We start from the raw sequence: 26,502 nt of genomic DNA, 5'->3' as shown, positions 1-26,502 counted from the left end.
CGGGCGCTCAACGTCCTGCGCATCTGAATGCCCCAATAAAGAGTACGTCCGAAACAAAAGCGCAGCCTTGACTGCGCTTTTGTTTTCCAAGTGCCGGCTTCCCGCCGCGCCTTTCAGTGCTCATTCGCGTACAGCGGCCAAGGCTCTGGCGCACGCGTGCGAGGCGATTTCGCCACTTTCGGCGCCAATTCGGCATCGATCAACTCAGGGCGCTCACCGCCATCGCCGTGCGCGAACCCCGGCTTGCCCGCGCGCAATTCGACAGCTGCCGGCACCGCCGCGACCGGCCGCACCATGCCGCCCTTGATCCACTGTTCGCCCAGCTGGCTGTTGGGCGTTTGGCTGAAATGCTCGACCAGGTGATCGATGAACGTGCGCACCTTCGCCGGCAAATGGCGGCGGCTCGGATACCCGACGTTGATCTCGACCTGCGGCAAGCGGTAATCGCCCAGGAGACGCACGAGGCGGCCGCGCGTCATGTCGCTGCCGATCAGATAGCTCGGCAGAATCGCGATGCCCATGCCGAGCAAGGCGAACTGGCGCAGCATCTCCGTGTTGTTCGCGATGATCACGTTCGCCGGACGCACACGCATCTCGCCATCCGGCCCCGTGAACACGCGCTCGTCGCCCCAATACTCGGACGGCAGGCTCAAGCACGGATGCTCTAGCAGATGCTCCGGGCGCGTCGGCACGCCATGCTTCTCGAGGTAGGCCGGCGTCGCGCAAACGGTCAGGCAGCCGGTCGTGAGGCGGCGCGTGACGATGCTCGCGCTGCGCATCTGACGCGCGATCACGATACCGACGTCGAAACCCTCTTCGACCAAATCGACCTGCCGGTCGACCAGCGTCACATCGGGAACGACCTTCGGATAGCGCTCCGTGTACGTCTGCAGCACCGGAGCGAGGTTATGCAGCCCGAACACGACGGGCGCGACGATGCGCAGCGTGCCGACCGGCTCGTGATTGCGCGCGACGACCATCTGTTCGACGTCTTCGAGCTCGTCGAGAATCTGCCGCGCGCGCTCGAGATAAACCTGACCGGATTCGGTAAGCGAGAGGCTGCGGGTGGTGCGATTAAGCAGACGCGTGCCCAGCCGGCCTTCCAGGTCGGCGACATGACGGGTGGCGACTGCGTTCGAGATGTCCATCGCGCTGGCGGCGCGAGCGAAACTGCCGAGATCCGCCACTTTGACGAACACGCGCATTGACTGCAAATGATCCATTGACAACTCCTGCAGCGGCTTCAGGGTACGGAAACGTGAGAAACACAATAAGTAATTGTCCTACGACTGGAGAATTCGTGCAGAGTTGCTCAACGAGAGCAGATTTCTTGTGGGCTTTTGTCGATTGTTTGTTTTGGTGCATGCGGAGGCTATCGATCATTCCGTTTTAAGAAACAATCGACAATTAAACGCGGCTCGGTACTCCAGGCGAGAAACGCTTAAAAGTGCCGACGGGGTCGAACTGGATTTTTTGTTGCTGCCCTCTAATTTGAAGAAATTGCCCCGCGAAATTTAAAAAGCCGCCCGAAGGCGGCCTTTCCGACAACGCGACGATCCCCACTCCTACACGTGGAGGCGGCTCTCGAACGCGATCTTGGTTTGTGTAAGCGCCTCCGGCAAGCGGTGACGCAAAGTTTCGAAAAGCTCGCCGTGCAGCGCCAGCTCCTTTCGCCAGGCAGCATCGTCGACGGAAATGACCTCTTCGAACTGCTCACGCGTGAACTCGAGGCCCTGCCAGTCGATGTCCTCGTAACGCGGCGAGACGCCGAATGCGTGATCGGTACCCACAGCGCGCGACTCGATGCGGCCGATCATCCAGCGCAGCACGCGCATGTTTTCGCCGAAACCGGGCCAGACGAACTTGCCGTCCGCGCCCTTGCGGAACCAGTTCACGCAGAAGATCTTCGGCAGCTTTGCCCCAAGCGCCTCGAGCTTGCCGCCGACGCTCAGCCAGTGCCCGAAGTAGTCGCTCATGTTGTAGCCGCAGAACGGCAGCATCGCGAACGGATCGCGGCGCACGACGCCTTGCTGGCCCGCGGCCGCAGCGGTCGTCTCCGAGCCCATCGTCGCCGCCATGTAGACACCTTCGACCCAGGTGCGCGCCTCGGTCACGAGCGGCACCGTGGTGGAGCGGCGTCCGCCGAAGATGAACGCGTCGATGGCGACGCCGGCCGGGTTCTCCCAGTCGGCGTCGATCGACGGACATTGCGACGCCGGCGCCGTGAAGCGCGCATTCGGGTGCGCCGCCTTGCGGCCGGTTTCCTTCGCGATCGCGGGCGTCCAGTCGTTGCCTTGCCAATCGACGAGGTGTGCGGGCGGCTCGTCGGTCATGCCTTCCCACCAGACGTCGCCGTCGTCGGCCAACGCGACGTTCGTGAAGATCACGTTCGCCTTCAACGTCGCCATCGCGTTGAAGTTGGTCTTCTCGCTCGTGCCCGGCGCGACGCCGAAGCAGCCGGCCTCCGGATTGATCGCGTAGAGACGGCCATCCTTGCCGGGCTTGATCCACGCGATGTCGTCGCCGATCGTCGAGATCGACCAGCCGCTCATGCCTTGCGGAGGAATCAGCATCGCGAAGTTGGTCTTGCCGCACGCCGACGGGAATGCCGCGGCGACGTGGTACTTGCGGCCCTCCGGCGACGTCACGCTGAGGATCAGCATGTGCTCGGCGAGCCAGCCTTCGGCGCGGCCCATCGCCGACGCAATGCGCAGCGCGAAACATTTCTTGCCGAGCAGCGCGTTGCCGCCGTAGCCCGAGCCGAAGCTCCAGATTTCGCGCGACTCGGGAAAGTGGACGATGTACTTCGTGTCGTTGCACGGCCAACTCACATCGGCTTCACCCTCGGCCAGCGGCGCACCGACCGAATGCACGCACGGCACGAACGCGCCGTCGGCGCCCAGCACGTCGTACACCTTGCGGCCCATGCGCGTCATGATCCGCATGTTGGTCACGACGTAGGGGCTGTCGGTCAGCTCGATGCCGATGTGCGCGATCGGCGAACCGAGCGGCCCCATCGAGAACGGCACGACATACATCGTGCGGCCGCGCATCGAGCCGTCGAACAGGCCGTTGAGCGTCGAGCGCATTTGCTCGGGCTCGATCCAGTTGTTGGTCGGCCCAGCGTCTTCGCGATGCTGCGCGCAGATGAAAGTGCGATCTTCGACACGCGCCACGTCCGACGGATCGGACCACGCGAGATAAGAGTTCGGCCGCTTTTCCGGATTGAGTTTTTTCAGCGTACCGGCTGCAACCATTTGGGCGCACAGGCGGTCGTATTCGTCCTGCGAGCCGTCGCACCAGACGATGTGCTCGGGCTTCGTCAACGCAGCGATGCGCTGGACCCACTCGATCAGCCGGCGATGCTTGATGTAGGCAGGTGCTTCAAGTGTGGATTGGCCTCCAAAGGCGGCATGATTCATTGAGCTGTCTCCGTTTTGTGATTGTGAAAAGTGAAACGGTAGGCGCTCGCTGACGCTGCGGGCGAGAGGCGCGTTCGCACGGCATTGGGGAAACCCCTGTGCGTGCCGAATTGCATGACGTCAGGAGCCATTCAGCTTGCGGGCAGCGGCCATTGTTGCTCATGGCTTGCGTCTTGACGCAACAAGCTGTTAAAAAGTGAGAGTCCTGTCTATCCACAGTAATGAGCATCGTGATGACTGGCGTCGCATCGCTCATGCCAGCTTGTGCTTCACACCACAGGTTGGAGCGTCAAGGATATCACTCCATTTAATGCGCACATCGTGCGCTGCAAAACACACCTGCTTATGAAGATTGCCATTCTCGACGACTACCAGGACGCGGTACGCAAGCTCGATTGTTTTCAATTGCTTGCGGATCACGAAGTCAAAGTATTCAACAACACGGTGCGCGGCCTCGGTCAGTTGGCGAGCCGTCTCGCGGAAGTCGATGCGCTCGTGCTGATTCGCGAACGCACGCGCATCACCTCGCAGTTGCTCGACAAATGCCCGCATCTGCGCATGATCAGTCAAACCGGAAAAATCGCGGGCCATATCGATCTCGAAGCGTGTACCGAGCGCGGCATTTCCGTGCTCGAAGGCGTCGGCTCGCCAATCGCGCCGGCGGAGCTGACCTGGGCGCTCATCATGGCCGCACAGCGGCGCATTCCGCAATACGTAGCGAACCTGAAGCAAGGCGCGTGGCAGCAGTCGGGACTGAAAACATCGGCGCTGCCGCCGAATTTCGGGCTCGGGCAAGTGCTGCGCGGGCAAACGCTCGGCATTTGGGGCTACGGCAAGATCGGCCGGCTCGTCGCGGGCTACGGCAAGGCCTTCGGGATGAAGGTGATGATCTGGGGACGCGAGCATTCGGTCGAAGCGGCAAAGGCCGACGGCTACGACGTCGCTGAAAGCCGTGAAGCGTTCTTCGAGCAAAGCGATGTGTTGACGCTGCATCTGCGCCTGCACGACGACACGCGCGGCATCGTCAAGCTCGACGACTTGCTGCGCATGAAGCCGACATCGCTGCTTGTCAACACGAGCCGCGCGGAGCTGTTCGACGAGGGTGCGCTTGCTGCCGCGCTTGCGCGCAACCGGCCGGGGATGGTGGCCGTCGACGTCTACGAAAGCGAGCCGATCCTGCAAGGCTACGGGCTGCTGCGGATGGAAAACGTGATCTGCACGCCGCACATCGGCTATGTCGAGCGGGGAAGCTACGAGCTGTATTTCAGCGCGGCGTTCAACAACATCCTCGCGTTCGATCGCGGCGATACGACGAGCGTCGCGAATCCCGAGGCAATTTCCGGCGCGCGCCGCCATAACCGGCAACGCGAACGCGACTCGCGCTGAATGAGCGGATCAGGATGGCGGCGCCGAGCGTGAGCAACGCTCGGCGCCGCTTTCTTATTGCAAGCCCTGCCGAACCGCGCTGACGTTCGACCAGCGTTGCCGCGCGATGGCCTGCCATCGCGCGTTGAATATCAAACGCGCGCTGCGGCATCCAACATTTCCGGTAAGCGTTGTAGAAACTGCTCGCCGTCGGCGCGGCCGAGATCGTACGCCGGCCGCATTTGCGCCGGGCTCGTGTAGTCCCAACTGGAAATCGGCACCTTGCGCGACGGCTGTACGTAGACGCGTTGCTGCTCGCCGTGCGCGACCGTGAAAGTCTGCGGTCGCGGATAGAGCCGCGTCACCATCACCAGCACGCGGCCGGGCGCGGCGTCGAGCGCGCCGACGGGCACGTTGTCGACCATCCCGCCATCGAGCACAGGACGGCCGTTGCGCCGCAGAACCGGCGTGAACGGCGGCGTGCACGACGACTGCAGGATCAGATCGGCGAGATCTTCAACACGCGCGCAGTCCTGTACGCGAACGAATTCCGGATGAAAGCCGAGCGAGCGGCCGAGCGTCGGATGCAGCGTCTTGCGCACGTGCTTTTCGATGTTGTACGCGATCAGCCCGGCGGCCACCGCGCTGCGCGCGCCGAGCCAGCGCGGCAAATGCGAGACGCCGACGCGAATCTCCGGCGCATCCGCGAGCTTCGCGAACGACTCGCCGTAGATGTCGAGCAGCGCCTGGCGGTAGATCCGATAGTGCGGAAAGACAGGTTTGCCGCGCCGCAAGAGATTGCCCCAGTAGGCGTTTTTTGTGTTGTGGCGCAGCACGTCGTCGTAATAGCGCATTACCCAGTCGGCGTCGCGCGTGTAGAGCATGCAGGCGGTTGCCGCGCCCGCCGAGATCGCCGTGATCACACGGGGCTCGAGGCCGATTTCCGGTTGCACCACGTCCCAGAAGCCTGCCTGCCACCAGCAGCGGTTGCCGCCTCCCGCGAATACGACCTGATCGAACATGCTTTCCGTTTTCCTTCAGGCGCGCCGTACGTTGTCTCCTGCCGCGCTTGTTTCCGAGACAGGCGCAGACGTGCCGCAGCTGTGTTTGGATTTCCGCACCGGCTTAATTGAGAAGCGCGTAGGTGGTGGTGGCGTGGCACGCCAACTTGCCGTCTTCGTCGGTCAATTCGACTTCGCCGAACACGAGGTTGCGCCCGAGGCGCAGCACGCGGGCCGTGACCAGGACGTCGCCGTTGCGGACCGCGCGAATGAAGCTGATGTTCTGCGAGACCGTCGTCATCGGCTTGAACTCGCCGAGCGCGGCGGAGATCGCGATGACCATCGCCGTGTCGGCTGCCGCCATGAAGACCTGCCCGCAGATGACGCCGCCCGAATGCCGCAACTCGCCCGAAAACGGCAGGCGCAGCGTGGCGCCTTCGTCCGTGACAGAGACCGGTTTCAGCCCGAGCGCCCGCACCCATGGCGCGAGCACTCGGTCGAGCAGCGCGAGAACCTCGGTTTCGTCCATGATTTGCCTCCGGGGCCGGCCTCGCGACGATCGCGGGGCGTTGCGGTGGCGTCATCATACCGGGACCGCGAAAAGTGCATCAAAGAGGGAGCACTCGGGAAAGTGCCGCGTGCCTCGAGCTCCGGCGGAGCGGCCGGGGCCGAGAATTTTTTTAAGGAAATTGCGAAAGGGGCTAGGCAAGGTCGGAAAAATCCTGCATACTTCGCAGTCTGTTGGGGGCGTTAGCTCAGTTGGTAGAGCAGCGGACTCTTAATCCGTAGGTCGAGTGTTCGAGCCACTCACGCCCCACCACCGAATTCTGCAGTTGAAAATCAAGCACTTGCGAGCGATCGCGGTGCTTTTTTTTCGTCTGCAGCCTGCGTGTGCAGGCGTCAAAAACTGGCCTTTGCCGGAAAACTGCCGGAACGGAAGAATCCAGACCAAGCGATCTCAACCCTTTCGCATGGAGTCTGGAAATGGCGTACATCAGTCAGCGCGGCGCCTACTGGCGCGCCGAAGTCCGCCGACGCGGTTACAAACCCGTCTATCGGTCGTTCGACACGAAGCAGCAAGCGCAGCAATGGGCGAGGCGGGTGGAGTCGGAGATGGACAGCGGGGCGTACGTCGATCGTACGGAAGCTGAGCGAACCACGCTCCGCCAAGCCTTGGAGCGGTACCGCCGCGAGATCGTCCCCGAGAAGCGCCACCCGTATCAGGAAAACCGGCGCATCCAACGCTGGATCGACAACGATCTGTCGCATCGAACTCTAGCCAACTTGCGCGGCGCAGATTTCGCGAAGTATCGAGACGAACGCAGGGCAGCCGGGCGCGCGGAAAACACTATTCGGCTCGAACTTCAGGTCGTCAGCCACCTTTTCGAAATCGCCCGAAAGGAATGGGGTATGGAAGCGCTGACGAATCCTTTGAAGAACATCCGAAAGCCATCCGGCAGCGAGGCAAGGGATCGCCGTTTACGTCCCGGCGAATTCGAGATGCTGCACGCGCGCCTATCGGCTAGCGGCAATCTGTGGGCAGCGCTTGCGTTCGAGTTGGCAATCGAAACGAGCCTGCGACAAGGGGCTCTCTTCAGTGTGCAGTGGGAATGGCTCGATCTTGCACGTCGTCTCCTTCATTTCCCACCGACTGCCCGTGGCACGGAGAACAAGGGCGTACCCCCTATCCTTCCGCTGTCCAGCCGAGCCGTCGCTGTATTTCGCCACCTTGCAGCTATCGCAGAAGGCCCGGAGGCCCGCATGACCCGTTCGCGGTTCGGCCCTGCGGACGTGATCCCTCAGAGGCTGACGGGACGGGTGTTCGGGACGAGTGTCAACGCAGTGATCTGCGTCTGGAAACGAACAATCAAGAGGGCCAGCCTCGACGCCCCCGAGGTGAGCACCCTTCGATGGCATGACCTACGTCACGAGGCTGCGAGTCGTTTGTTTGAAAAAGGTCTGCACCCAATGGAAGTTGCAAGCGTTACCGGGCACAAGTCCATGCAGATGCTAAAACGGTACACGCATCTGCGCCCCGAAAGCCTATTGCTGAAACTAGGGTGATGCTCGTCGACACTATTGTCGTGGGCGACAGACTAGTCGTGCAAGGTTCAATCATCATTGGATGCTTCGCACGGATGTGACGGAATTTTCGTCGACTGCATCCGTGTGTTATCTGAAATCAAACTCGACATCGTGCGGCGGACGCCGAATACATTATCGTAGCTTATAGAGCCTTGATTTTTTCGGCGAGTTCCTTTGGATCAATATATCCAGGCGCAAGTTGAGCATTGTTCGCGCCGTACAGCGCCAGCGGATCGGGCAGCCACAGCGGATGCTCGATATAGGGTAATTCATGATTCGGAGAACAATCGACTGACCAGCGTCTCAACATGTAGCCGGCTGTAGCGGCTCGCACCTTCAGCCTGAAAACACCGTCCAGCATCCCGTAATCCATTTTAACCAATTCAGGCCGAGGATGGGTTGGATGAGGAACAAGATCTAATTGGATAATCCGACTCCACTGAGGATCATTCTCCGCGCTCTCGTCTCTTTTCGCAGGACTATCCTCGAGCACAACCGGGTTCTCCATACGAGTGAGTACATAGTCTCGGAATTCTTGCTTTTCACGATCAAAAGCGCGGACGTGCCAACGAATACCGTTATCCACTAATGCGATCGGCACAAGGGTCTTTTCCGTACGCCCGCTTTGAACGGACGTGTAATGTAGGCGGACCGCCAGCCCGCGGTGTATCGCGCGTGAGATAGGCGCAATGATCGAGGTGTCCGGAACGCTTAAGGGCGATGGTATGTCGCACCTGACAAGAGGTTCGAGCTCATCTCCTAGCCCTTCGCCAAAACCCTCCGACAGTGCGGTGAGAACGCGCCTAGACGAATGCCTGAATAGAGGCTTAAACGTGGGTAACGGCCGGTACACCTTCTGAGCCGGATCAAGCTCACAGTTTTCTGGGGCGTAGTCGCGGTACACCGCGATATCCCTTGTTGCACCTGCGGGACCGGTTTCAAATTTACCGGCCAAGTCAAGACGCCTTAGCTCCCCGAGGAAGTACAACGCGAAGTCAATGTGCGCTAGCCGCTCCCGTTGCGGGCGGGGAAGGTCGTCGATCATGGGCCGCTGAGGGGTTGATTCGGTCTCGTGCATGTTGAAATGATACTCCTTCCGAGGTGATTTGCAAACCATCGTGATCGCTTGACACGATCAAATTGATCATGTTACATTTACCAAAAATCGATGGTACCTCTAGGAGAATGATGACCACGTACAAATGAAAAAGCGGCCGAGAACAGAATCCTCGACCGCTGGGGTACACGTCGCCAAAGCGAACGCGTCGGTTAGCACCCGCGATTATGTTGGCACTCACCCTGGCCGTCAAGGTATCCCCAACGCCCAAATGGCCGGCGGGCAAACCCTATTTTTGCAAGTGAGTACCTATATGAACGCATCAAATCCGGGCGAAAGCAGCGCCCTCGAAAAACAAACCGTCGTGCTGCGCGTGCGTTACGCACCCGTTAAGGCGCCGTACGTGGATCCGCATGCGAACGTCTCCATGACGCTCGCGGAGGTGAAGGTCGCAGCACTGAATCACTTCCACCTTACTGAAGGGGCAGTGGACGGCGGTACAAAAACGTATCAGTTGTCGTTCGACGACATCATCCAGTCAAACATGAGCGTCACCCTCAGTAGCCTCGTGACGCACGGAAAAGAACTGGAACTGCTGCTCATCGAACAGTTCGTTCAAGGCTAGCAATATGGCAACCGAGTTCGACCTGATGCTGTTCGAACAGCACTTCTGGGCGGCCCTCGCGTTGCCGGTTGCAAAGCGCTGGAACCTCGAGAGGGATGACTCAAGCCCTCTCGAGGTCTTTTGCACGATGCATCCCCGCACCGCGCCGTCCGAACTGTACAAGGTCCGGCTGCGCTGGACCGATTACTCGATGCCCTTTTCCTTGAAGTTCATCAACGTGGTGAGCGGCGCCGAGAATGACCAGCACGCTTGGCCCAACATCGAGGGTAGCCGGCCGTCCAGCCTTTTTCTATGTGCGCCGTTCACTACGGAGGGCAACAGCTACCACCCGGAGTGGGCGCGATCAGCCGCGACGCGGTATAAAACGCCCGACGAACCACTCGTCTTCGCGCTCCTTCAGATTCAACACTTGTTGGATAACACCTACCTAGGGAGAGGGTGACTATGGGTACGACTTGGAGCCTACCGCGTCAACTCTTGCCGCAGTCGGTCGAGGCGATGCGCCCTTATGGCGCCATAGGTCATGAGGGGCTCTGCCTGTGGTTCGGAAACGAAGAGGCCGGAACGGTGTCCATCACGCATCTGGTTGTGCCCCACGGGCCAGGCCTGGTGACGCACCCGCTGCACCTGAGTCTCTCCATGCGCGCAATGTCTCGCATCACACGGCTCGCAGGGGAAATCGAGTGTTATTGGGCAGGCCAGATACATAGCCATCCCGGGTTCATGCTGGACCTATCGGAGGTTGACTGCCGAATGGGAGTCCTAGTGCAGGACTATCTGTCGCTTGTCTGTCCTCACTATGCCCAGCGGGACATTCGCACTGTCAATGAATGCGGGGTGCACGTATACGACGACGGCCGATACCGGCGGCTCTCCAATCTCGAAGTAGACGCGCGCATAACCGTGAACGATCGCACCCTAGAAATTGTGCCGGTGGAGGTGTTGGTGTGAACCAAGAAGAGAAATTGCTTGCCGCTAGTAGGCCGCTTGGCGTCGCGGTGGAACTTGGCGCATCCGAGTTGAATGCTGCATCCGTCTACGCCAAGCGCGTTGTTCTGACGGGTGAGCTTCCAGCGCTTAGCACCCGCAACGGTCACTTGTGCTTTCAGAACAGCCTGCGTCTGCTATCGCGAATTGTTGGCATCCTGGATGTGGTGGTTCCTGACGCCTCGGAGGATCTGCAACGTGAGGTGGACGAGATCGTCGCTAGTTTGTGGTCGCAAGGAACAATCCGGCGCGTTCGCGTCGAAGACAATACATTTCTCGGCGCCTCCGCCATTCTGAATATTGGCTCAGAGGTCCGCCCAGATCTACCTTGGACCTCTATTTTAGCCAACGGTTGGGTAGCAAGGTGTACATCGGGATCGCGCCCGCTGCCAGCCGAAACCGGCCAGGACAACCCGCTCTCGTGTATGTTGGCCGCATCTTTCGGCGTGACCGAAGTGTTCAAGCGGATCTACGCTATACCCGTCGACAAGGCAGCTCCGATGGAAGACGCCGCCTTCTCGTTGTTCGAGCTGAGCTGCACGTTCAAGGACTGCGGGCCACCGCTTCCGAATACGATAGCGTTGCCCGAAACTCTCATCCTGGGAGCCGGCGCGATCGGTAACGGGTTAGTCCTGGTGCTCTCGCAACTCCCCCTGACAGGCAACGTGCTCCTCATGGATAAGCAGGACTTTGCCACCGAGAATTTCGGCACCTGCGCCCTGCTCGACTCGACCGACTGGATCGGTAATTCAAAAGCAAAAATGTTGGCGGAGTGGCTTAGGACCAGAAGTACCCTCAACGTAGAGGGTGATTCGTCCACTATCGAAGACGCTCTAGGCACCCCTACATTAAAGAACAACATTGACCTCGTCATAAACGGTCTCGATGATGTCGGTGCGCGTAGAGCCGTGCAAAAGTTGTGGCCTTCACTTCTCGTGGACGGCGCAATCAACTCGGCGGGTGCTGCGGTAGTCACCTATAGCATCAGTCATCGCAGGTTTGCGTGTCTGCGCTGTACCTTTCGGGAGCCGAATGAGGATTACATCGCACAGCAGGTTGAAGCCACTGGCCTGCACAAAAGCTCCCTGGAGGGCGATCCGAATCGATTGATTAACGATACGGACATTGCCGCAGCCGACGAATCTGCGCGCGAGTGGTTACGCGAGCAACAACGCCAGGGGAAAACCATCTGCTCAACTGTCTCCACCGGGGTGGCCGAAAACCTAGGCTTAAAGCTCGCCAAAGGGTTCCGACCGTCGGTGCCGTTCGTTGCAACCGCGTCTGCAGCACTCGTCGCTGCGCAAGTATTGCGAAATCTCTTTTGGCCTGAACAGAGGTTCGTTCACGAGTTTCAGTTTGGCAGTGTGTTCGGGGGGCCTAGCACTTCAACGGCAGTCGGCCGGCGCGCGGACTCTGAATGCGAATGCACCAAAAATGCAGGCCTGATCGATATGCTCATTGCGCGCCGCGGCGGTAAGCGAATTGAACCCGTCCGCCGCACGTAGATGACTAACGCACTGCAGCTTTAGTAACCACGGCCAATCTGATTTGTGATGCAGCGAGAGTCGTCCGAAGGGGTCAGTGCCCCTCCGGACGACTCGTTTCTTTCGACCGGTGTACAGATCGGATAAGCGCAAGGACAGGTTAATTCGGAGCAAACGCCGCCCGATGCTTTCGTCGAATATTCTCCCAACGCAAAGGCTTTAGCTCGTCGCCAGCCTCATCGGCGGCCGACACAGAGCCCACACCGATCATCGCGGCAACAGGGGCCGCAATCGTTGACACAAGATCGACACCCAAGACTATCGCGATCATTCAAGGCAGATATGATAAAACCCGGCTAAAGCCTATCCTGCCTTCAAATCAAACCAACCGTATTTCCTGCGCCATCGCAAGTTTTCAGCCGCTGACTGTGAATTTGGCTCTGCGCTGCCCGGCCCTGCCGGGCACGTTTCAAAAACGGCTTGCAAGAGTGGGAAGGCTGACGCCTTCCAGTGCGCGCCCCGCGCGATCGTTGGACGCAGTCGAGGCGCCATTCGGTTGCGCCAACATACTCTATTGCTAAATACGATTAGAGGTCTTGAGATGGTAGGAACAATTTCAGCTGCCTCGCTGGCCGCACAACGTCCGTGTCCACGATGTACCGAGCTAAGTATCGAGGTTTCCCCTCCACCGATTGAACTTCAATGTCACGACTGTTGATGAGCTTCTCAAGCACGTCCTTGTACATTTCGGCCGACGCCGGGGATCCATTGCATGTCTCCGAAAATATGGCGGAAAACTTCATCGCGCCCCTCGCGAAGACAAACTCTGCCAGTTGCTGAGTAAGGGCCTCGTCGGACTTCCCCCGTGCCACGTCGTCGAACCGGAAGCCTCCATCGAAGTCCTGGAGGAAACCCATAGTGTGCGGTGCAAGCATGTTCAGACCGGCGCCGCCGTAGTGGACGAAGTGATTGCTGAGCTTCCAGTGAACGCTCTTCATGACGTCTTGAGCGCGGTGGTGCTGAGAAAGATGAACAAGCCAGTACTCTCCATGCCCTGCGCCCTTGCCTCGAATGAAAAACGGCGTAAAGAAGGAAGCCCCGCAGCCGACGACTAGTGCGTCGTAGAGCGCGGCCTGGATGAACCGGCGCCAATCCGCATCGCTTTCCTTGATGTCTTCAATCGAGCGGCCGCCGAGCCGGTCGAAGATGTCAATCTGGAGTGTCTTCGATACCTTTGCCGCCAACTCGTCGTTGGTATAGGTGGCAAATGATGACACATGGAAAGTGAGGACGATCTCCGCGTTGTTCGCCTGCGAGAAAATCTTGCGGATTAGTGAGGCTGGCACTTCCCGGTAGCCGTACTGGTCAAGAAAGAACAGGACTTTGTGTGCACGCGGCGTATGCGAGCGCACCTTAGAGAGGACGGCGTCGGCCGTCTCAGCGAACTCGGCGTGCAAGAGGTGAATCGTCTTATCGAGTGCAGCGCCGAAACCGCGCTCCGTGAGTGCCTTTCGCAAATACATTATTGCTCCAGCATTTTTGTCGATGAAGACGAACTGGATATCGAAAATGATCGGCTTCTTTCGATCCAAGTTGACCAATTGTTTCGCCGACTCCACGGCTTCAATAATTCGAAGCGGAGACCCGAGAACGAGAGTTTTCGTCCCTCGTAAGTAATACTCGCCGCCGCCACAGAATCCATCGACGAGTGTCAGCTTAAAAATCTCTCGTCCGCGCGAGTTTCGTGTGCGCTGATCAAAGTATCGAATCAGATAGTCGACGAGGACTTGGTGTTTAGTAATGCTGTGCTCGTCGATAATCGCTGGGCCCTCGTCCCAGTTGTAGTGCCTTTTTGACACGTTGGTGCCCAGCTAGTTGTTGGACCGCCCCAAGCTTGCTATACCGTTGGAAATTGGTCCCAATGTTTACCGGATAATATCCGGCCGGATTTACCCTTTCCAATGGCTGCCAGTGAGATCTCTGTCCCGTCTCGCCGCACCACCTGAATAGGCGTTCTTTTTGTCACCAAATCCGTTACTTGCTCCAACGGCGCCCAATGACCCCATTGCTTGAAATGGAACGCCACCCGTGCTTTGGAGCACTGCTTTTGCAGATCAGCTGGCCACGCCGGATCCATCGGCCGTGACCCCGGCCCCGACTCCCCGCCCGCGATAACCCAATCGACCCGGGAGCCATTTTCACCGCGAACTAAATGCTCGCGTATATCCAAAGGTCCCAAAAGCGGCTCGCACGAAAGGAATCTTACAGCAGGCGACGTGAATTCTAGCAGGTGCTTTATTCGCTTACCCGCCGACGCCTGATTTTCGACAGTTGCGCCTAACCAAACGTTTTTCGGGAACACATATCCCTTCGGGAGCTGCTTGCGAACAAGGTGAATGCGCTTTGTCAGCAAAAGCCAATCGAGTTGCGGCGTGTCTTCGATCAGCCGGAGTAGGCGCATTCGATGCGGAATCAGATCTTCTCGATTCTCAAACACGTCCGCCATGGACGCGCAAAATACCCGTCGGCGTGACTTGCTCGCCAACGCTTCCTTGTTCCATTTGACGGGTTCCTTCCAATGCGAGTCTCCGAAGAACCGGCGTTCCGTTTTGGGCCCCCAAACACTTTCTCCGAGCCGCTTGGCCCAAGTCTCCGCGTAGCAGTTATCGCAAGCGGCCGACACTTTCACGCACCCCCACCATGGGTTGAAAGTGTGATGTGTCCATTCGATTCGCGAATCCTTTCCCATTTTAGCCGCCTATTATGCTTTCCGATATTGTACGTGGTCCAGCGCAGCTACTCTGGTGCCCCCGACTCGCATTATGGTCATCCGCCCATCCACATCGCGGCGTTACGGTTGCGTGCCATTTCCAGCTCTGCAAAAGTAGTGCGCCGTCGCCAGGCGATACTCATACGCCGAAACAGCTCATGATGTGCGTGCAATACTGTATATTTGTACAGTGCGCGAAGAAGGTCAAGGTTCTGTCAAACACTGCGGTAGCCCGTTGAATCCACATCGCATAAATTTTAGCGTCGGCGCCGAGGATCAAGCTTCTCGCGTCCTTACCGCATACCAACTTGCGCAACTCTGGGATGGTCATTTCGGCGCCGGTGGTGGGGACTGTGATGCTGCACTGAAGAACTACCGGGGCGCCCTACAAAATCCGTTGAAACAGTTGAGCAGTGCCATACTGACCACCTTGCCATGTGCCGCTAACGGCTGCGCCAGTCTATGGCAGCGATTTGGAGGCTGGTTATCGAATGCCTACCTCTTTATGACCTTCCTTCGTATGACGACCCGCTTTGACAGCTCCCTGACACGCAGGTGTTTCGGCTGCGGCCGTTTCCTTTTGAAGGCCCGAGGGCCGATCATCTGCAGCGCCTGTCGTTCTTCACGGATACGCTCGGCTACTCGTCGACGGGTTCGCCGCTTGCGATTACTTGCTCGGGCTGCGTCTGCCGCTTGCCGTAAACTTACCACCAGCTCCTCAAAAAGCGTCGTCTCCATTGTTCTCTCTGTGGTGCTCGGGCACATCCCGCAGTTGAGAAAAATTTAGCGGCTAAATTTCCCGTCGCGGCTCATGTTTAGCGGCTAAATTTTTGGTTTCCACTCGTTCACGAGCTTGAGCATGGCACCCTGCATCGTGACGATCCTATCGAGAACGCCATAGATGAGACGACGCATGTGGTCCGGGTCCTCGCTTCCCAGCTTCTCGCTGTTCGTCAGCCACAGCTTCAACAATCCGCCTAGCCGGCCTTGATCGCCGTTGATCTTCGCGAGTTGCCGCACCAACTCCGCGTCGATGACGCCGTGGATCGTGTAACCCATTCCGACATTGCGCAGATAAGCGGCAACCGACAGACCCGCTTGCTTCGCCTTCGCCTTGATTGCTTCCTCTTCTTCGGGAAGCACTGGCACCCGCAAATGCCGCCCGCTTTTGCGGGTCGCTGCATTCTTCTTCTCCATTGGCGTCCAATCAAAACGCGGTCTCGGCCGCTGTAGTTGTCGGCGGTAGCCGACTTGCCTCGCAGAGCAAGCCCCCCGTTGAGCACCTGTGCGAATAAGGGGAAGTGAAGTTAGATAACCGGCCTGTCCGGTTAGCTAACTTCACCTGTCTTGCCCGGACCTACATCGCAATACTATCGATTCGTTATCTTCCGCAATCAAGAAATTACCGCGACATAGGCAATAAATTGTCGCAACATAGGCAGAAATTTTCGCAATTTAATCAAGACGGAATCGAAATTCTGTCGAAACGGAACCAAAGTTGCGTCACGGGGCACCCTCGTCACCCCCCTCTGGCGGCCCAACGTACCGCAATACGCGCCGCAAGTGGCGCGCACTTTCCCTGCCGAACTCCGACCCCTGAGTTGGCGGGGCATCGCTTCTAGCGGCGGGAGCGTTCCGCGTGGCCACTACGCGGATACCAAAGTCGGGAGCGAACCCGCCGTCGCGCAGCCCAGTTATCATCTTTGTGATCCAGCCGCGCACATTTCGTATCCCCGGGTGCCTACCCTCAGCAACTGCTTCTAGCGCGCCGGACAGCTCGTCCGCGATCTCTTGGGTCTCTGTGTGCGTTAGCGCTGCGCCTGCGGCTAATCGCAACAGAACATCCCGATGCCTTTCCGCGTACTTGCTGACCACAACCTCTGCCGCTAAAGCTGCCGCTCGATCGTTAGTGGCCGATCGCTTTTGAGAGGCCTCTGTAGTGGTTGTAGCTTCAGTGGTGTTTTTCTTCAGTGGTTTACCTTTATCGCTGGTTTTCCCTACGCTGGGCCGACCAGCGCTGGCTGATCCAGCGCCGGCTTCACCGTCACTGGAAAATCCAGCTACGGTCACGCCATGCAAAGGCGGTCTTGGGTTGAAGGTGATATGCCAGGTCCAACGGCCAGAACGTCCATGGATTTTCTCCCGCGTAAGGTAGCCAGCAGCTTCAAGTTCCTTGGCGATGCGTCGCCAGCGATCATTCGTCAATTCACGGCAGACAACGTCGCCTGTTGCTTCGGATAGCGCTACCGTCCTCAAGCGGCGACGCAGAACACTCACAATGATCTGCCAGCCTGACGGCTTTATCGCGAGCCATGATGCTACTGCGCGGCTGTCTAACCCAAGCCGTTCGTCTTCCAACAAGGCTTCCGGCACAGCGCCCCAGCGCTCCGAATGATTCACTCGGATGACACCACCTTCGTGGTTCGGAAAATCGCTTTTGCTCATTTCCCGCCCTTTCAAACACTAGCGGGAAGGCGCGGCCGACCGATCCGCGCGGGCGCGGACTTTCTCACCTGTTGGGACGTCGCCTTCGCACGCTCCGCAGCCGCTTCGGTAAGCCAACGTCGTATGTCGCCAACAAACCAGCAAGCTCTCCGCTTCGCTGGAAATGCCCTAGGAGGAAGCTCGCCGCGATATGCCATCTGTGTGACGGCGCCCGGAGTCGTCGCAAGCAACGACGCGAGTTCAATGCGATTTATGACCGTCTCAGCCGCCATTCGAGCGAATGCCGCACGGAAATCTTCCTGCGCTCTCGTCATAGATAATCACCCCCGATCACGTGTAGTAACATGCGGCTACTCTATTTGCCGGCCCTCGCTTAGTGGAGGGCCAGTTTTTGACGACGCCGATGGCCAACATTGGACCCAATCGAGGACGGATACTACGTGGCGCTCTGAACCGCTTTGCCGCGATTCTTATCGATGAAGCACGCACTTTGACGGGGCTGTCTTATTCGGATTTGGATGCCGCGCTCGGCCTGCCGGATGGGCAGTCCTACCGTTACTCACTCTATCCACGCACCCGAAAAACGAGGGCGCCGCAGGCGGCATCCATCCAGCAACTCGAGAATCGTATAGCGACGCTTCTTAAGCGTCGCGCACATAAGATCGTCGTTCGAAATAACAAAGCCACAAGCCAAGATAGAGACGAGATCGTCGGTACCCCTGGCGATCTAATCGACTTCAGCGATCTCGCTTGGTCCGATCTTGAGTTGGCTTACGAGTACGATTGGCCAACCTTTCGCCGGCTGAAGGCCCGATCGGTAATGGAGCATTACCTTTGGCAATGGGGCATCCTCTGGGACCGAGGTCTCGTCCCCTATCCTTGGAGGCGGGACGTTTTGGGTGTTCCAGCTAACATGCCCGTCGAAGAATTCTTACCCAGCTTAACCGCTGCGCACGTGCAGGCCCGCAAGAAAATGGCTGATGCCGCAGGTGCCGGAATTTTGCCGGAAATGCCTAGTTATGTTGAGTTACTGGAGGAGGCCCGCCGTTACGGTTTTCCTTGTTAAATCAAGTGATGTCCGGTAACGTACAAGGCGCTTGGTTTGACTCTTAATCCGTAGGTCGAGTGTTCGAGCCACTCACGCCCCACCAAAGAATTCAAAGGGTTACAAGCGATTGCTTGTAACCCTTTTTGTTTTGTGTCAACGAATTGTCGACGCACTTTCGTAGCCGTAGAGAGCCAGAGTACGTGCGACTGAGCGACTAACGTAGCGACGACGATCTGTTCTGTCGCGAGCCAGCTCGCGATCGCCGACAAAGCTTTCGGTTTCGAGCTGAGTTCGAAAGAAGCTCGCACTACTGGGTGGAAGCCAGTGCCACACCAAGCAATCCAGCCCCCTGATTCGGCCAAAAAACTCTTATAAGAAGCGTATAGGCAATTCATCGCCTTATCATGCTACATTTATGAGGCATAAGGAGTTGCCTCATGGATTGCACCCTGCAGATATTCCTCGACGATCGCTGGGTCGACTGCGCGCAGATCGAACTCAACGGCGGCCTTTGCCAGTGGAATCACCTGGTTGAGTACGCCATCGAACACCCAGACGCCCCAGTGTCACTGGCTGAGCCTGTAGATCTTGAGATCCGCGAAGCCCGGACCCTGCCCGCGTTCCTCTATGACCTCGTCCCACAGGGGGCCGGTCGTCGCTTCCTGCTGGGCGAGCTGGAACTATCGGATGGTCCTGACGCGGATTTTCCGCTGATCTGCGCGGGCGCCTTCAATCCGATCGGCCGGATCCGCGTTGCCGAGGCCGTCAACTACTTTGAGGCGCACGTGAGGCGGCACCCGGACGCGCGTGGTCTGCCCGGGCTGCCGATCGACGAAGTCGTCGTGCGCAGCGTGGATTTCGCGGAAAGAATGTTCCTGCACGGGATGCTGGGCACCGGCACCACGGGGGTTCAAGGTGCGGCGCCGAAATACCTGCTAACCCGAGATCGCGCGGGCCTGCTGCATGGTGATGCCATCCTGCCTGATGCCGATGTCACGCAGCACCTGATCGCGAAACTGCCGCGCGGCAATAGCGCGGCCGATGAAAAGGTCCTGCGCAATGAAGCGGCTTATATGCGGGTGGCCGCCGCGCTGGAAATCCGCACGCATCCGGATTTGCCGACCCTTCACGGCGACGTACTGCTGATTCCGCGCTTTGACCGGATCGCGCGCGACGGGAAAGTCGCACGCCTCCATCAGGAAAGCGTGGCATCCATTCTGGGGCTGGCCGGCTTTGACCTGCGGCCGAGCCTCTTCGAGGTCGTGGCCGGGATCCGCAAGGTTGTGAGCGATCCAGCAGCCGAAACGCTCGAATTCATCAAGCGGGACGTGCTCAATCTGGCGATGCGCAACACGGACAATCACGCGCGAAATACGGCCGTGCAACTGGTCGAAGGCAGAGTCCAGCTCACGCCCCTGTTTGACTTCGCGCCGATGTACCTCGATCCGGAGTTGATTCCACGTGCATTGAGGTGGTATCGGCCAGACACCCGCGCTGAGCTGACGGACTGGGCCGACGTGCTCGCGTCGTTGCGTGTACCCGACCAAGAACGCCGGATGCTCGCCGGGAAGTTGAGCCGGTTTGCCGTACAGGTCGAACGCCTGCCCGACACCATGGCAGCGCAGGGGGTCGATCACGACATCATCGAGTTCCTGTCGCAGTACATCGATACGCAGGTCCGACAACTGAAAGCCCTTCAACCCTTAGAGGCCATCTAGCATGCCCCGTCGGATTCGACCCACCCGTGAAGAGCAGAACGCCCTGCGCCGCGCTTTCTACGAAAGGATCGCCCGGGGCGATATGACCATTCCTGAGGCCATGAAAGCGATGCGCAAGATGACGGGCCTGACCCAGGCGGAATTCGCCTCGCACCGGGGCGTCAGCCGCCGGGTCATCCAGGACATCGAGCGCGGGACCGGAAATCCGACCGTCGACTCGCTCAACAGCGTCGCAAAGCTCTTCGGCCTGCAGGTCGGATTCGTCCCGATCAGGCGGAACGAACCATCTTCGCCGACCTCAAGCTAGTAGCTATCAAATGGTGCCAGACGACGTCTCCAGAGCAAGCGCTTCTGCGCTTTCTCTACAGAGAGCCGACGTCCTTTCATCATCGGATCTGCCGTCCAAAGCATATCCAGAACGGGCAAATCACTCCGCAGGCGTTTGAGCCAGTCAAGGATGAAGGCTACTTGTCTGTTCATTGGCTCGAATACTTGAACGACGACAAAGATTTGCCCACGGGCTTTGACAACCTCAGGTAGCGACGCGCTTCCTCCAGGTGATCAGGGCTCATGAGTTCATAAATGCGTTCGTCGTTCGCACACGTGCCAATTCCGGCCGCACAATGCCCCGAACTATTTGGCCGCCCGAGGTGTGCGACTGAATCTCGTACGAATGCGCAGCCAAACTCGACTCAGCGCCAAGCCCGGCTGAACGGCGAAGCGGAAGCCGCTCCCCTCGTCGTCGACGGATCCTGATCCCATATCAAATCCAGCAATTCGCTTGCAAGTGCGGACGACGACGTCGAGGGGCGGTACAGCCATATTTGCAGGGCAGCCGTAAGCGAGGCGTCGCCGACGATTTGCAGTCTACCCGCGTGCAGTTCAGGCTGAATCATCGCTTCCGGCAGCCATGCGACGCCTTCCCCGACCAGTGCTTCGGCTTTCAAGGCTTCAACGAGCGCGCTTTCATAACGCAACGTGACATTCGCATGGGCTTCCAGTCGCGCATGCAGCATGCTCGCTATTTTTCCGAGGAAGGAGGTCTTCGTGTAGGCGAGAAGCGGTGTCGCCGATGTCTCCCGCGCCTGCAGATCGAACAGGACGTTTCCGGCGGCGTCCTTCGCGGATACCGGCGCTAGCCGGTCGTGTCCAACCTGCACCCCACGCACGCCGTGGCTTTCGAGGCCGTCGGGCACGGCGTCATGCCTATAACAGAAAAGAAACGGACAGACGCCGCTGAGCAACAGTTCGACACATTCGTCGAAATCGGCGGCGATGACCGTGGCCGTCAGGTGATGATGCCCTTCCTGGCGGCGCCACCATTTTGGAAAGAAGGAGACGGCCAGGGAATGCGGCATCGCGAACTTGATCGTGCGTCCGGATGCGCCAAGCTCAGCGCGCGCCTCGCGGCGGCTGCGGTAAAGGTCCGCGACGATCTGCTCGGCCAGCGGAAGGAACGCCGCTGCCGCGGGCGTCAGCGTTACCGGATAGGTGCTTCGGTCGAAAAGCGTCGTCCCGTACCAGATTTCGAGCGCCTTGACGCGCCGGCTAAGCGCCGGTTGCGTGGTGTGGCGCGCCTTGGCCGCGTGGGAAAAATTGCGCAGTTTCGCAACCGAAACGAAGTCTTCAAGCCATTTAAGTTCCATGCACTATCCCCCGTGTTTCCGGACGTTGACGGCTAGGCGTGGCACGGGCACGGCACTCACCTAAGCTACCGTCCCGGTAAGCACTGATGGCTCATTTCGCCGGCCCGAACGCTCCTCATGGCCCGGAATTTTTTTGCCGGCCGCATTCTGCCATCAAGCGGCATAGAACTGGCGATCCGCTCCTCGGTCCACACAGCCTGCGATCTTTGATCGTCTTCGATACGGGCCACCGGAAACTATTCCGCGCTCGCATAGTTTGCACCCGAAACGGCATTGGCGTCTCACCGCGCGGACTTCTAGAATCGCTGCATACCGACTTGACCAACCCGAGACGTCATGAACAACGATGCGCTAGCCGATGACCTTGTGATCGGCGTGCTAGGCGGCATGGGGCCGCAAGCGACCGCCGATTTTCTCGCAAAGCTGGTCGCGGCGACGCCGGTCGCGCATGAGCAAGAACATCTCCGGGTGCGGGTGGATTCAAATCCGAAAGTGCCGGACCGCAACAAGGCACTGGCGGGCCTGGGAGGCTCGCCAGGACTTGTACTCGCCGAGATGGCCGTCGGACTGCAGCATGCGGGCGTCGATTTTCTGGTGATGGCCTGCAACACGGCGCACGCGTTCGAGCCGACCATTCGGGCGGCCGTCACGGTGCCGTTCGTGAGCATGATCGTGGAGGCATGCGACACCTGCGAACGTGCGTATCCGCAGGTACGGCGCGTCGGCTTACTGGCGGCACAAGGGTGTCTCGACGCGCGCTTGTACCAGGAAGAGCTTGCGCGGCGCGAGCGCGAAGCGCTCATCCTCGCGCCAGCGGACCAGCGACGGTTCATGGCGCTCCTCTACCGGATCAAGCAGGGCGATCTTTCACCTGATGTCCGCGCCGAGATGCGGGCGCTCGGCGAGACACTGATCGCCGCGGGCGCGGACGTGATCGTCGCCGCTTGCACGGAAGTGCCGCTGGTGCTGCAGGAGGGCGATCTCACGCGTCCTATCGTCGACACCACCTCCAATCTCGCGCAACGCTGCGTCATATACGCGCGCCATCTCGAACCGCTCCCCACCTCTTCATTCCCCACCCACTGAAGGTTTGTCATGCATCTCTCGAACCATCCCCGCATCAGGCTCGGCCATCTCAACACGCCTCTGGAACCCATGCCGCGTTTGAGCGAACTTCTCGGCGGACCGACCTTGTACATCAAGCGGGACGACTGCACGGGGCTTGCCACCGGCGGCAACAAGACCCGCAAGCTCGAATTCCTGATGGCGGACGCGCTGGCGCAAGGCGCCGATACGGTGATCACGCAAGGCGCCACGCAGTCGAACCACGCACGCCAGACAGCCGCCGCCGCCGCCCGGTTGGGCATGCGCTGCATCATCCTGCTCGAGGACCGTACCGGCAACAAGGATGCGAGCTACCGTTACTCGGGCAACGTGTTCCTTGAACGCCTGATGGGCGCGCCGACGCGCACCTATGCCGGCGGCACGGACATGAACGAGGCCATGCAGGCGGCGGCAAGGGAGGTCAGCTCCGGCGGCGGCAAGCCGTATGTCATTCCGGGCGGCGGCTCGAACAGCATCGGCGCGCTCGGCTACGTCGATTGCGCGCTGGAAATCCTGACCCAGGCAAACGATCGGCAAATCGTTGTCGATCAAGTCGTTCACGCCACCGGCAGCGCGGGCACGCAGGCCGGCCTCGTGGCTGGATTTGAGGGAGCCAATAGCGGGATTGGTGTGCTCGGAATCGGCGTGCGGGCTGCGCGCGAGGCGCAGGAGGCCAGCGTATTTCGGCTTGCTTGCGAGACGGCTGAGCGGCTCGGCATGCCAGGCGTGGTGCGTCGCGAGCGTGTGGTCGCCAATTGCGATTACGTCGGCGATGGTTACGGCTTGCCGACGGCGGGCATGGTCGAGGCGGTGTCGTTGCTCGCGCGGACGGAGGGCATCCTGCTCGACCCAGTCTATTCGGGCAAGGGCATGGCCGGGCTGATCGATCTGATCCGCAAGGGCCGCTTCCGCCGTGACGAGACCGTCGTGTTTGTGCATACCGGCGGCAGTGCGGCGTTGTTCGGCTACATGGATGCGTTCGACAAGACTTTGCCGCCGAGCCTTGATACTCGCGACACCCGCTAGCGTGACCTGAGCGGCACCTAGGTTTTTCATTCGATAATCGCACGGGCGCAAAGCGCCCGGCACAGTACTGCGTCCGGCTTCGAAGGCTTACTGCCTCATCGAGGCGCGTCGTGGCGGAGGAGACAGGAATGAAGCAGAATCTGCTGGGCTTGGCAATCATCGTCGGCATGGTGGCCGGTGCGGCCGCTGGCTACGCAGGCCATGCGATGGCACCGACCCCTGAGGCCGCGAAAGCGATTGCAAACGATTTCTCGCTCGTCACGGACATTTTTCTGCGGCTCATTAAGATGGTGATCTCGCCGTTGGTATTCAGCGGCCTGGTGGTGGGTTTGACCGCCATGGGCGACGCGAAGACAATCGGGCGCGCGGGCCTGAAGTCGCTCGGCTGGTTTTTCTGTGCCTCGCTCGTCTCGCTGCTGATAGGCATGGTGCTGGCCAATCTTTTCCAGTTGGGGCACTCGATGAACCTTCCGCTACCGGCGGCGGGCGCACAAGCTGCCGTCAGTACTTCGGCGTTCAACCTGCATAATTTCATCATTCACATCGTTCCGGCCAGCATTTTCGAGGCGATGGCCCGAAACGAAATCCTGCCGATCCTGGTGTTCGCAGTCTTCTTCGGCGCCGCCATGAGCGCCTTGAGGGACAAGATACCTCCGACGCTGCTCTCGGCAATCGAGGCGCTTTTCTCGATCATGCTGAAGATCACCGGATATGTGATGTGGTTCGCACCGGTTGGGGTGTTCGGCGCAATCGCGGCGGTGATCACCGTGCAGGGACTCGGCGTGCTGGTAACCTACGGCAAGTTCGTTGGCGCGGTGTATTTCGGCATGATAGTGCTGTGGGGCGTGTTGCTGCTGGCCGGCTACGCCGCGCTCGGCAAGCCTGTATTTGCGCTGATGAAGCTGATTCGGGAGCCGATGATCATCGCGTTCTGCACGTCGAGCAGCGAGGCGGCCTTTCCGAAGACGATCGACCAACTGACCCGTTTTGGTGTCAAGACACGCATCAGCACATTCGTGCTGCCGCTTGCCTACTCCTTCAATCTCGACGGCTCGATGATGTTTCAGGCGTTTGCGTCTCTGTTCGTCGCGCAGGCCTTCAACATCCATCTATCGATAGGACAGCAGTTTTCGATGCTGCTGGTGATGATGCTGACGAGCAAGGGCGTGGCCGGCGTCCCGCGGGCAGCAATAGTGGTGATTGCGGCCACGCTTCCACTGTTCGGGCTGCCGGTCGAGGGAGTGGTCTTGTTGCTCGCGGTCGATCAATTCATCGATATGGGTCGCACGACGACCAACGTGGTCGGCAACAGCATTGCCGCGGCTGTAATCGCCAAGTGGGAGAACGCGCTCGAGCCGTGGAACGGGCGCGAGCATTCGGTCGCAGATGATTTGGTGCAGGCACGCTACGATTTGCCTGAGCCGTCTGTTGTCGTGCCGGCCGAACGGTAGCCGCTAGCCAGAGTGAGCAGATCCCGACACTTCGGCGGCGAAGGCCGAGATCCGGTCAAAGCGCTTCGCAAGCTCACTTTAACCCCGTCGCCTCCACGGCGACGGTGGCTTATGCCTCGACGCCGCAGATGTCCATCATGGTGACCATATAGATTTTGACCATGTCGATGAAGTCGTTGATGTCGACACGCTCGTCCGGCATGGTGTTGTAGCGGCCGCCGGGGCCACAAACCACACCTTCCATGCCACCCGCTTCGTAGAGATGACCCGCGTCGGTGCCGTAGAAGCCTGGCGGAGTGACGGCGCCCGTGGGTTGGGTCTGGTTGCGCACCGCCTTGTACGCGGCGTTCAGGCTTCGGACGATGCGCGAGTCCTTGGCTACTTCGAAGGGGGGCATGACGGGACGGCCTTCAATAGCTTCCTTGCGCGCGGTCGCCTTCAGACCGGGGAAATCCGCTTCCAGTTGGTCGAGAAGGTCCCGAATGTCCTGAAGTGCGCCTTCGGCGCTCTGGCCCGGGCCGAACCGGGCCGAGCCCTTGATTTTCACGAAGTCAGCAACCTGCGGCGGCCGCCATTCCTGCAGCTCGCGACCGAGCGCACCATGCACGATGCCCACGTGCGCACGGTTAATCGACCGATGCTCGTCGCTGCGCGCGCCGCTGAACGACATCGCGTTGATGCGAGGAATCAGCGTGCAAGCCGCCATGATGGCGTCGACCGCTTCTTCGCGCTTCGATAGGTGACGCGTGATACCCGTCAGCTCGATGACGAACGATACGGACGACGCATGCATCGTGAGCGCCGCCAGGTCAGTCGGCTCACTGTTGATGAAATAGTCCGCGCGGACGCCCTGGTTGACTGCCGCAAGCGTGCCGATGCCGCCCTGCAGTTCCCCAACGACAAAGGTAAGGACAACGTCGCCTTTCAGCTTGACGCCTGCCTTCATCAGCGTCTTCACCGCGCAGAAGTAGGCTGCGTCACCCGCTTTCATGTTCGAGACCCCGATGCCGTAGATGAACTCGTCATCGACCTTGCCTTCCCACGGGTCGACAGTCCACCCCTCGGAGACTGGATTCGTGTCCAGGTGTCCGTTGAAAAGCAGACTGTCGCCGTCGCCGGTGCCTTTCCATGTGCCGATAGCGTTGACCCGCTGACCAGGGACGGGCGTCAGGTCCGCGGTCAGGCCGAGCTTGCGCATTTCGTCGACCATGTAGGCGGCCAGCACTTTCTCGCCGTCGGTCTCCGAGTAGCTCTTGTGTTGAACCATT

At 59.5% G+C, this 26,502-nt stretch carries 22 protein-coding genes, 1 tRNA gene and 1 pseudogene; 13 read left to right on the top strand and 11 right to left on the bottom strand.

Annotation, left to right across the window (positions count from 1 at the left end; genetic code table 11):
- Nucleotides 1–113 precede the first annotated feature (113 nt).
- Together gvmR and J3489_RS17500 are read right to left on the bottom strand one after the other, a co-directional pair.
- The gene (gvmR, locus tag J3489_RS17505; RefSeq protein ID WP_207000047.1) at nucleotides 114–1,223 is read right to left on the bottom strand and encodes a transcriptional regulator GvmR; all 1,110 of its coding nucleotides are present in this window, start codon (nucleotides 1,221–1,223) and stop codon (nucleotides 114–116) included.
- 342 nt (nucleotides 1,224–1,565) lie between these two features.
- Nucleotides 1,566–3,422 (bottom strand): phosphoenolpyruvate carboxykinase (GTP), encoded by a 1,857-nt coding sequence (locus J3489_RS17500; protein WP_207000045.1) that lies wholly within the window; start codon nucleotides 3,420–3,422, stop codon nucleotides 1,566–1,568.
- 345 nt (nucleotides 3,423–3,767) lie between these two features.
- Between J3489_RS17500 and J3489_RS17495 the strand changes: the two genes are divergently transcribed.
- Nucleotides 3,768–4,808, top strand: coding sequence for a D-2-hydroxyacid dehydrogenase family protein (locus J3489_RS17495; RefSeq protein ID WP_207000043.1), 1,041 nt, complete (start codon nucleotides 3,768–3,770; stop codon nucleotides 4,806–4,808).
- Between the two features lie 131 nt (nucleotides 4,809–4,939).
- Here the strand turns inward: J3489_RS17495 and J3489_RS17490 are convergent, their stop codons facing one another.
- Nucleotides 4,940–5,809 (bottom strand): patatin-like phospholipase family protein, encoded by an 870-nt coding sequence (locus J3489_RS17490; protein ID WP_207000040.1) that lies wholly within the window; start codon nucleotides 5,807–5,809, stop codon nucleotides 4,940–4,942.
- Nucleotides 5,810–5,912: 103 nt separating this feature from the next.
- Nucleotides 5,913–6,317, bottom strand: coding sequence for a PaaI family thioesterase (locus J3489_RS17485; protein WP_207000038.1), 405 nt, complete (start codon nucleotides 6,315–6,317; stop codon nucleotides 5,913–5,915).
- A 215-nt stretch (nucleotides 6,318–6,532) separates the two neighbouring features.
- Here J3489_RS17485 and J3489_RS17480 point away from each other — a divergent pair.
- Together J3489_RS17480 and J3489_RS17475 are read left to right on the top strand one after the other, a co-directional pair.
- A tRNA-Lys gene (locus tag J3489_RS17480) sits at nucleotides 6,533–6,608 on the top strand.
- Nucleotides 6,609–6,772: 164 nt separating this feature from the next.
- Nucleotides 6,773–7,852 carry a tyrosine-type recombinase/integrase gene (locus tag J3489_RS17475; RefSeq protein WP_207000037.1) on the top strand — a complete coding sequence of 360 codons (1,080 nt, stop codon included), beginning with the start codon at nucleotides 6,773–6,775 and terminating at the stop codon, nucleotides 7,850–7,852.
- Between the two features lie 163 nt (nucleotides 7,853–8,015).
- Here the strand turns inward: J3489_RS17475 and J3489_RS17470 are convergent, their stop codons facing one another.
- The gene (locus J3489_RS17470; RefSeq protein WP_207000034.1) at nucleotides 8,016–8,951 is read right to left on the bottom strand and encodes a WYL domain-containing protein; all 936 of its coding nucleotides are present in this window, start codon (nucleotides 8,949–8,951) and stop codon (nucleotides 8,016–8,018) included.
- A 124-nt stretch (nucleotides 8,952–9,075) separates the two neighbouring features.
- Here J3489_RS17470 and J3489_RS17465 point away from each other — a divergent pair, with 124 nt between their 5' ends.
- From J3489_RS17465 to J3489_RS17450, 4 genes are read left to right on the top strand one after another with little or no spacing between them, the layout of a single operon-like run.
- The gene (locus J3489_RS17465; RefSeq protein WP_207000032.1) at nucleotides 9,076–9,555 is read left to right on the top strand and encodes a hypothetical protein; all 480 of its coding nucleotides are present in this window, start codon (nucleotides 9,076–9,078) and stop codon (nucleotides 9,553–9,555) included.
- A 4-nt stretch (nucleotides 9,556–9,559) separates the two neighbouring features.
- Complete coding sequence (locus J3489_RS17460; protein ID WP_207000030.1) at nucleotides 9,560–9,997, top strand: hypothetical protein; 438 nt, start codon at nucleotides 9,560–9,562, stop codon at nucleotides 9,995–9,997.
- A 2-nt stretch (nucleotides 9,998–9,999) separates the two neighbouring features.
- Nucleotides 10,000–10,506, top strand: coding sequence for a hypothetical protein (locus tag J3489_RS17455; RefSeq protein ID WP_207000028.1), 507 nt, complete (start codon nucleotides 10,000–10,002; stop codon nucleotides 10,504–10,506).
- Nucleotides 10,503–12,047: a ThiF family adenylyltransferase gene (locus tag J3489_RS17450; protein ID WP_207000026.1), complete on the top strand. Its 1,545-nt coding sequence runs from the start codon at nucleotides 10,503–10,505 to the stop codon at nucleotides 12,045–12,047. The genes J3489_RS17455 and J3489_RS17450 overlap by 4 nt, the downstream gene beginning before the upstream one ends.
- A gap of 566 nt (nucleotides 12,048–12,613) precedes the next feature.
- Here J3489_RS17450 and J3489_RS17445 read toward each other — a convergent pair.
- The 3 genes from J3489_RS17445 to traJ all read right to left on the bottom strand — a co-directional run bounded on the left by J3489_RS17445 (nucleotide 12,614) and on the right by traJ (nucleotide 15,993).
- Nucleotides 12,614–13,885 (bottom strand): three-Cys-motif partner protein TcmP, encoded by a 1,272-nt coding sequence (locus tag J3489_RS17445; RefSeq protein WP_207000024.1) that lies wholly within the window; start codon nucleotides 13,883–13,885, stop codon nucleotides 12,614–12,616.
- A 38-nt stretch (nucleotides 13,886–13,923) separates the two neighbouring features.
- Entirely contained in the window at nucleotides 13,924–14,775 is an 852-nt protein-coding gene (locus J3489_RS17440) for a DUF5131 family protein (RefSeq protein ID WP_207000021.1), read from the bottom strand.
- 843 nt (nucleotides 14,776–15,618) lie between these two features.
- The gene (gene traJ / locus J3489_RS17435) at nucleotides 15,619–15,993 is read right to left on the bottom strand and encodes a conjugal transfer transcriptional regulator TraJ (RefSeq protein WP_207000019.1); all 375 of its coding nucleotides are present in this window, start codon (nucleotides 15,991–15,993) and stop codon (nucleotides 15,619–15,621) included.
- 1,639 nt (nucleotides 15,994–17,632) lie between these two features.
- Here traJ and J3489_RS17430 point away from each other — a divergent pair.
- The 3 genes from J3489_RS17430 (at nucleotide 17,633) to J3489_RS17420 (ending at nucleotide 20,314) form a co-directional block, all read left to right on the top strand.
- On the top strand, nucleotides 17,633–18,307 hold the full coding sequence (locus J3489_RS17430) for a hypothetical protein (protein ID WP_207000017.1): 675 nt from the start codon (nucleotides 17,633–17,635) through the stop codon (nucleotides 18,305–18,307).
- Between the two features lie 419 nt (nucleotides 18,308–18,726).
- The gene (locus J3489_RS17425; RefSeq protein WP_207000015.1) at nucleotides 18,727–20,007 is read left to right on the top strand and encodes a type II toxin-antitoxin system HipA family toxin; all 1,281 of its coding nucleotides are present in this window, start codon (nucleotides 18,727–18,729) and stop codon (nucleotides 20,005–20,007) included.
- 1 nt (nucleotide 20,008) lies between these two features.
- Entirely contained in the window at nucleotides 20,009–20,314 is a 306-nt protein-coding gene (locus J3489_RS17420) for a helix-turn-helix domain-containing protein (RefSeq protein WP_207000013.1), read from the top strand.
- A 385-nt stretch (nucleotides 20,315–20,699) separates the two neighbouring features.
- On the opposite strand, the gene J3489_RS17415 is transcribed toward J3489_RS17420, so the two are convergent.
- Together J3489_RS17415 and J3489_RS38845 are read right to left on the bottom strand one after the other, a co-directional pair.
- Nucleotides 20,700–21,365, bottom strand: a complete 666-nt coding sequence (locus J3489_RS17415) for a LysR substrate-binding domain-containing protein (RefSeq protein ID WP_242540084.1) — start codon at nucleotides 21,363–21,365, stop codon at nucleotides 20,700–20,702.
- Between the two features lie 165 nt (nucleotides 21,366–21,530).
- Nucleotides 21,531–21,653, bottom strand: a pseudogene (locus J3489_RS38845) (LysR family transcriptional regulator); the annotation flags it as partial.
- 336 nt (nucleotides 21,654–21,989) lie between these two features.
- Between J3489_RS38845 and cuyB the strand changes: the two are divergent.
- From cuyB to J3489_RS17400, 3 genes are all read left to right on the top strand, one after another.
- Nucleotides 21,990–22,739 carry a cysteate racemase gene (cuyB, locus tag J3489_RS17410; protein WP_207000008.1) on the top strand — a complete coding sequence of 250 codons (750 nt, stop codon included), beginning with the start codon at nucleotides 21,990–21,992 and terminating at the stop codon, nucleotides 22,737–22,739.
- Between the two features lie 9 nt (nucleotides 22,740–22,748).
- Nucleotides 22,749–23,783 (top strand): D-cysteate sulfo-lyase, encoded by a 1,035-nt coding sequence (cuyA, locus tag J3489_RS17405; RefSeq protein WP_207000006.1) that lies wholly within the window; start codon nucleotides 22,749–22,751, stop codon nucleotides 23,781–23,783.
- Between the two features lie 128 nt (nucleotides 23,784–23,911).
- A complete protein-coding gene (locus J3489_RS17400; RefSeq protein ID WP_207000005.1) occupies nucleotides 23,912–25,234 on the top strand; it encodes a dicarboxylate/amino acid:cation symporter in 1,323 nt (440 codons plus the stop codon).
- 109 nt (nucleotides 25,235–25,343) lie between these two features.
- On the opposite strand, the gene J3489_RS17395 is transcribed toward J3489_RS17400, so the two are convergent.
- Nucleotides 25,344–26,459: a M20 family metallopeptidase gene (locus J3489_RS17395; RefSeq protein WP_207000003.1), complete on the bottom strand. Its 1,116-nt coding sequence runs from the start codon at nucleotides 26,457–26,459 to the stop codon at nucleotides 25,344–25,346.
- Nucleotides 26,460–26,502: the final 43 nt, after the last annotated feature.

Origin of the sequence: Trinickia mobilis, assembly GCF_017315705.1 — a bacterium.
GTDB lineage: Bacteria > Pseudomonadota > Gammaproteobacteria > Burkholderiales > Burkholderiaceae > Trinickia_A > Trinickia_A mobilis.
Note: the sequence above shows the minus strand (reverse complement) of the source record. Positions and strands in the feature narration are given on the sequence as shown.

Excerpts from the sequence above, each read along its gene's own strand:
- cuyA (WP_207000006.1), top strand. The coding sequence starts at position 22,749 with ATGCATCTCTCGAACCATCCCCGCATCAGGCTCGGCCATCTCAACACG.
- J3489_RS17465 (WP_207000032.1), top strand. The coding sequence starts at position 9,076 with ATGAAAAAGCGGCCGAGAACAGAATCCTCGACCGCTGGGGTACACGTC.
- J3489_RS17440 (WP_207000021.1), bottom strand. The coding sequence starts at position 14,775 with ATGGGAAAGGATTCGCGAATCGAATGGACACATCACACTTTCAACCCA.
- J3489_RS17425 (WP_207000015.1), top strand. The coding sequence starts at position 18,727 with ATGGATTGCACCCTGCAGATATTCCTCGACGATCGCTGGGTCGACTGC.
- J3489_RS17475 (WP_207000037.1), top strand. The coding sequence starts at position 6,773 with ATGGCGTACATCAGTCAGCGCGGCGCCTACTGGCGCGCCGAAGTCCGC.
- J3489_RS17470 (WP_207000034.1), bottom strand. The coding sequence starts at position 8,951 with ATGCACGAGACCGAATCAACCCCTCAGCGGCCCATGATCGACGACCTT.
- J3489_RS17495 (WP_207000043.1), top strand. The coding sequence starts at position 3,768 with ATGAAGATTGCCATTCTCGACGACTACCAGGACGCGGTACGCAAGCTC.
- traJ (WP_207000019.1), bottom strand. The coding sequence starts at position 15,993 with ATGGAGAAGAAGAATGCAGCGACCCGCAAAAGCGGGCGGCATTTGCGG.
- J3489_RS17490 (WP_207000040.1), bottom strand. The coding sequence starts at position 5,809 with ATGTTCGATCAGGTCGTATTCGCGGGAGGCGGCAACCGCTGCTGGTGG.
- J3489_RS17420 (WP_207000013.1), top strand. The coding sequence starts at position 20,009 with ATGCCCCGTCGGATTCGACCCACCCGTGAAGAGCAGAACGCCCTGCGC.
- J3489_RS17485 (WP_207000038.1), bottom strand. The coding sequence starts at position 6,317 with ATGGACGAAACCGAGGTTCTCGCGCTGCTCGACCGAGTGCTCGCGCCA.
- J3489_RS17400 (WP_207000005.1), top strand. The coding sequence starts at position 23,912 with ATGAAGCAGAATCTGCTGGGCTTGGCAATCATCGTCGGCATGGTGGCC.
- J3489_RS17415 (WP_242540084.1), bottom strand. The coding sequence starts at position 21,365 with ATGCCGCATTCCCTGGCCGTCTCCTTCTTTCCAAAATGGTGGCGCCGC.
- J3489_RS17460 (WP_207000030.1), top strand. The coding sequence starts at position 9,560 with ATGGCAACCGAGTTCGACCTGATGCTGTTCGAACAGCACTTCTGGGCG.
- cuyB (WP_207000008.1), top strand. The coding sequence starts at position 21,990 with ATGAACAACGATGCGCTAGCCGATGACCTTGTGATCGGCGTGCTAGGC.
- J3489_RS17500 (WP_207000045.1), bottom strand. The coding sequence starts at position 3,422 with ATGAATCATGCCGCCTTTGGAGGCCAATCCACACTTGAAGCACCTGCC.
- J3489_RS17455 (WP_207000028.1), top strand. The coding sequence starts at position 10,000 with ATGGGTACGACTTGGAGCCTACCGCGTCAACTCTTGCCGCAGTCGGTC.
- gvmR (WP_207000047.1), bottom strand. The coding sequence starts at position 1,223 with ATGGATCATTTGCAGTCAATGCGCGTGTTCGTCAAAGTGGCGGATCTC.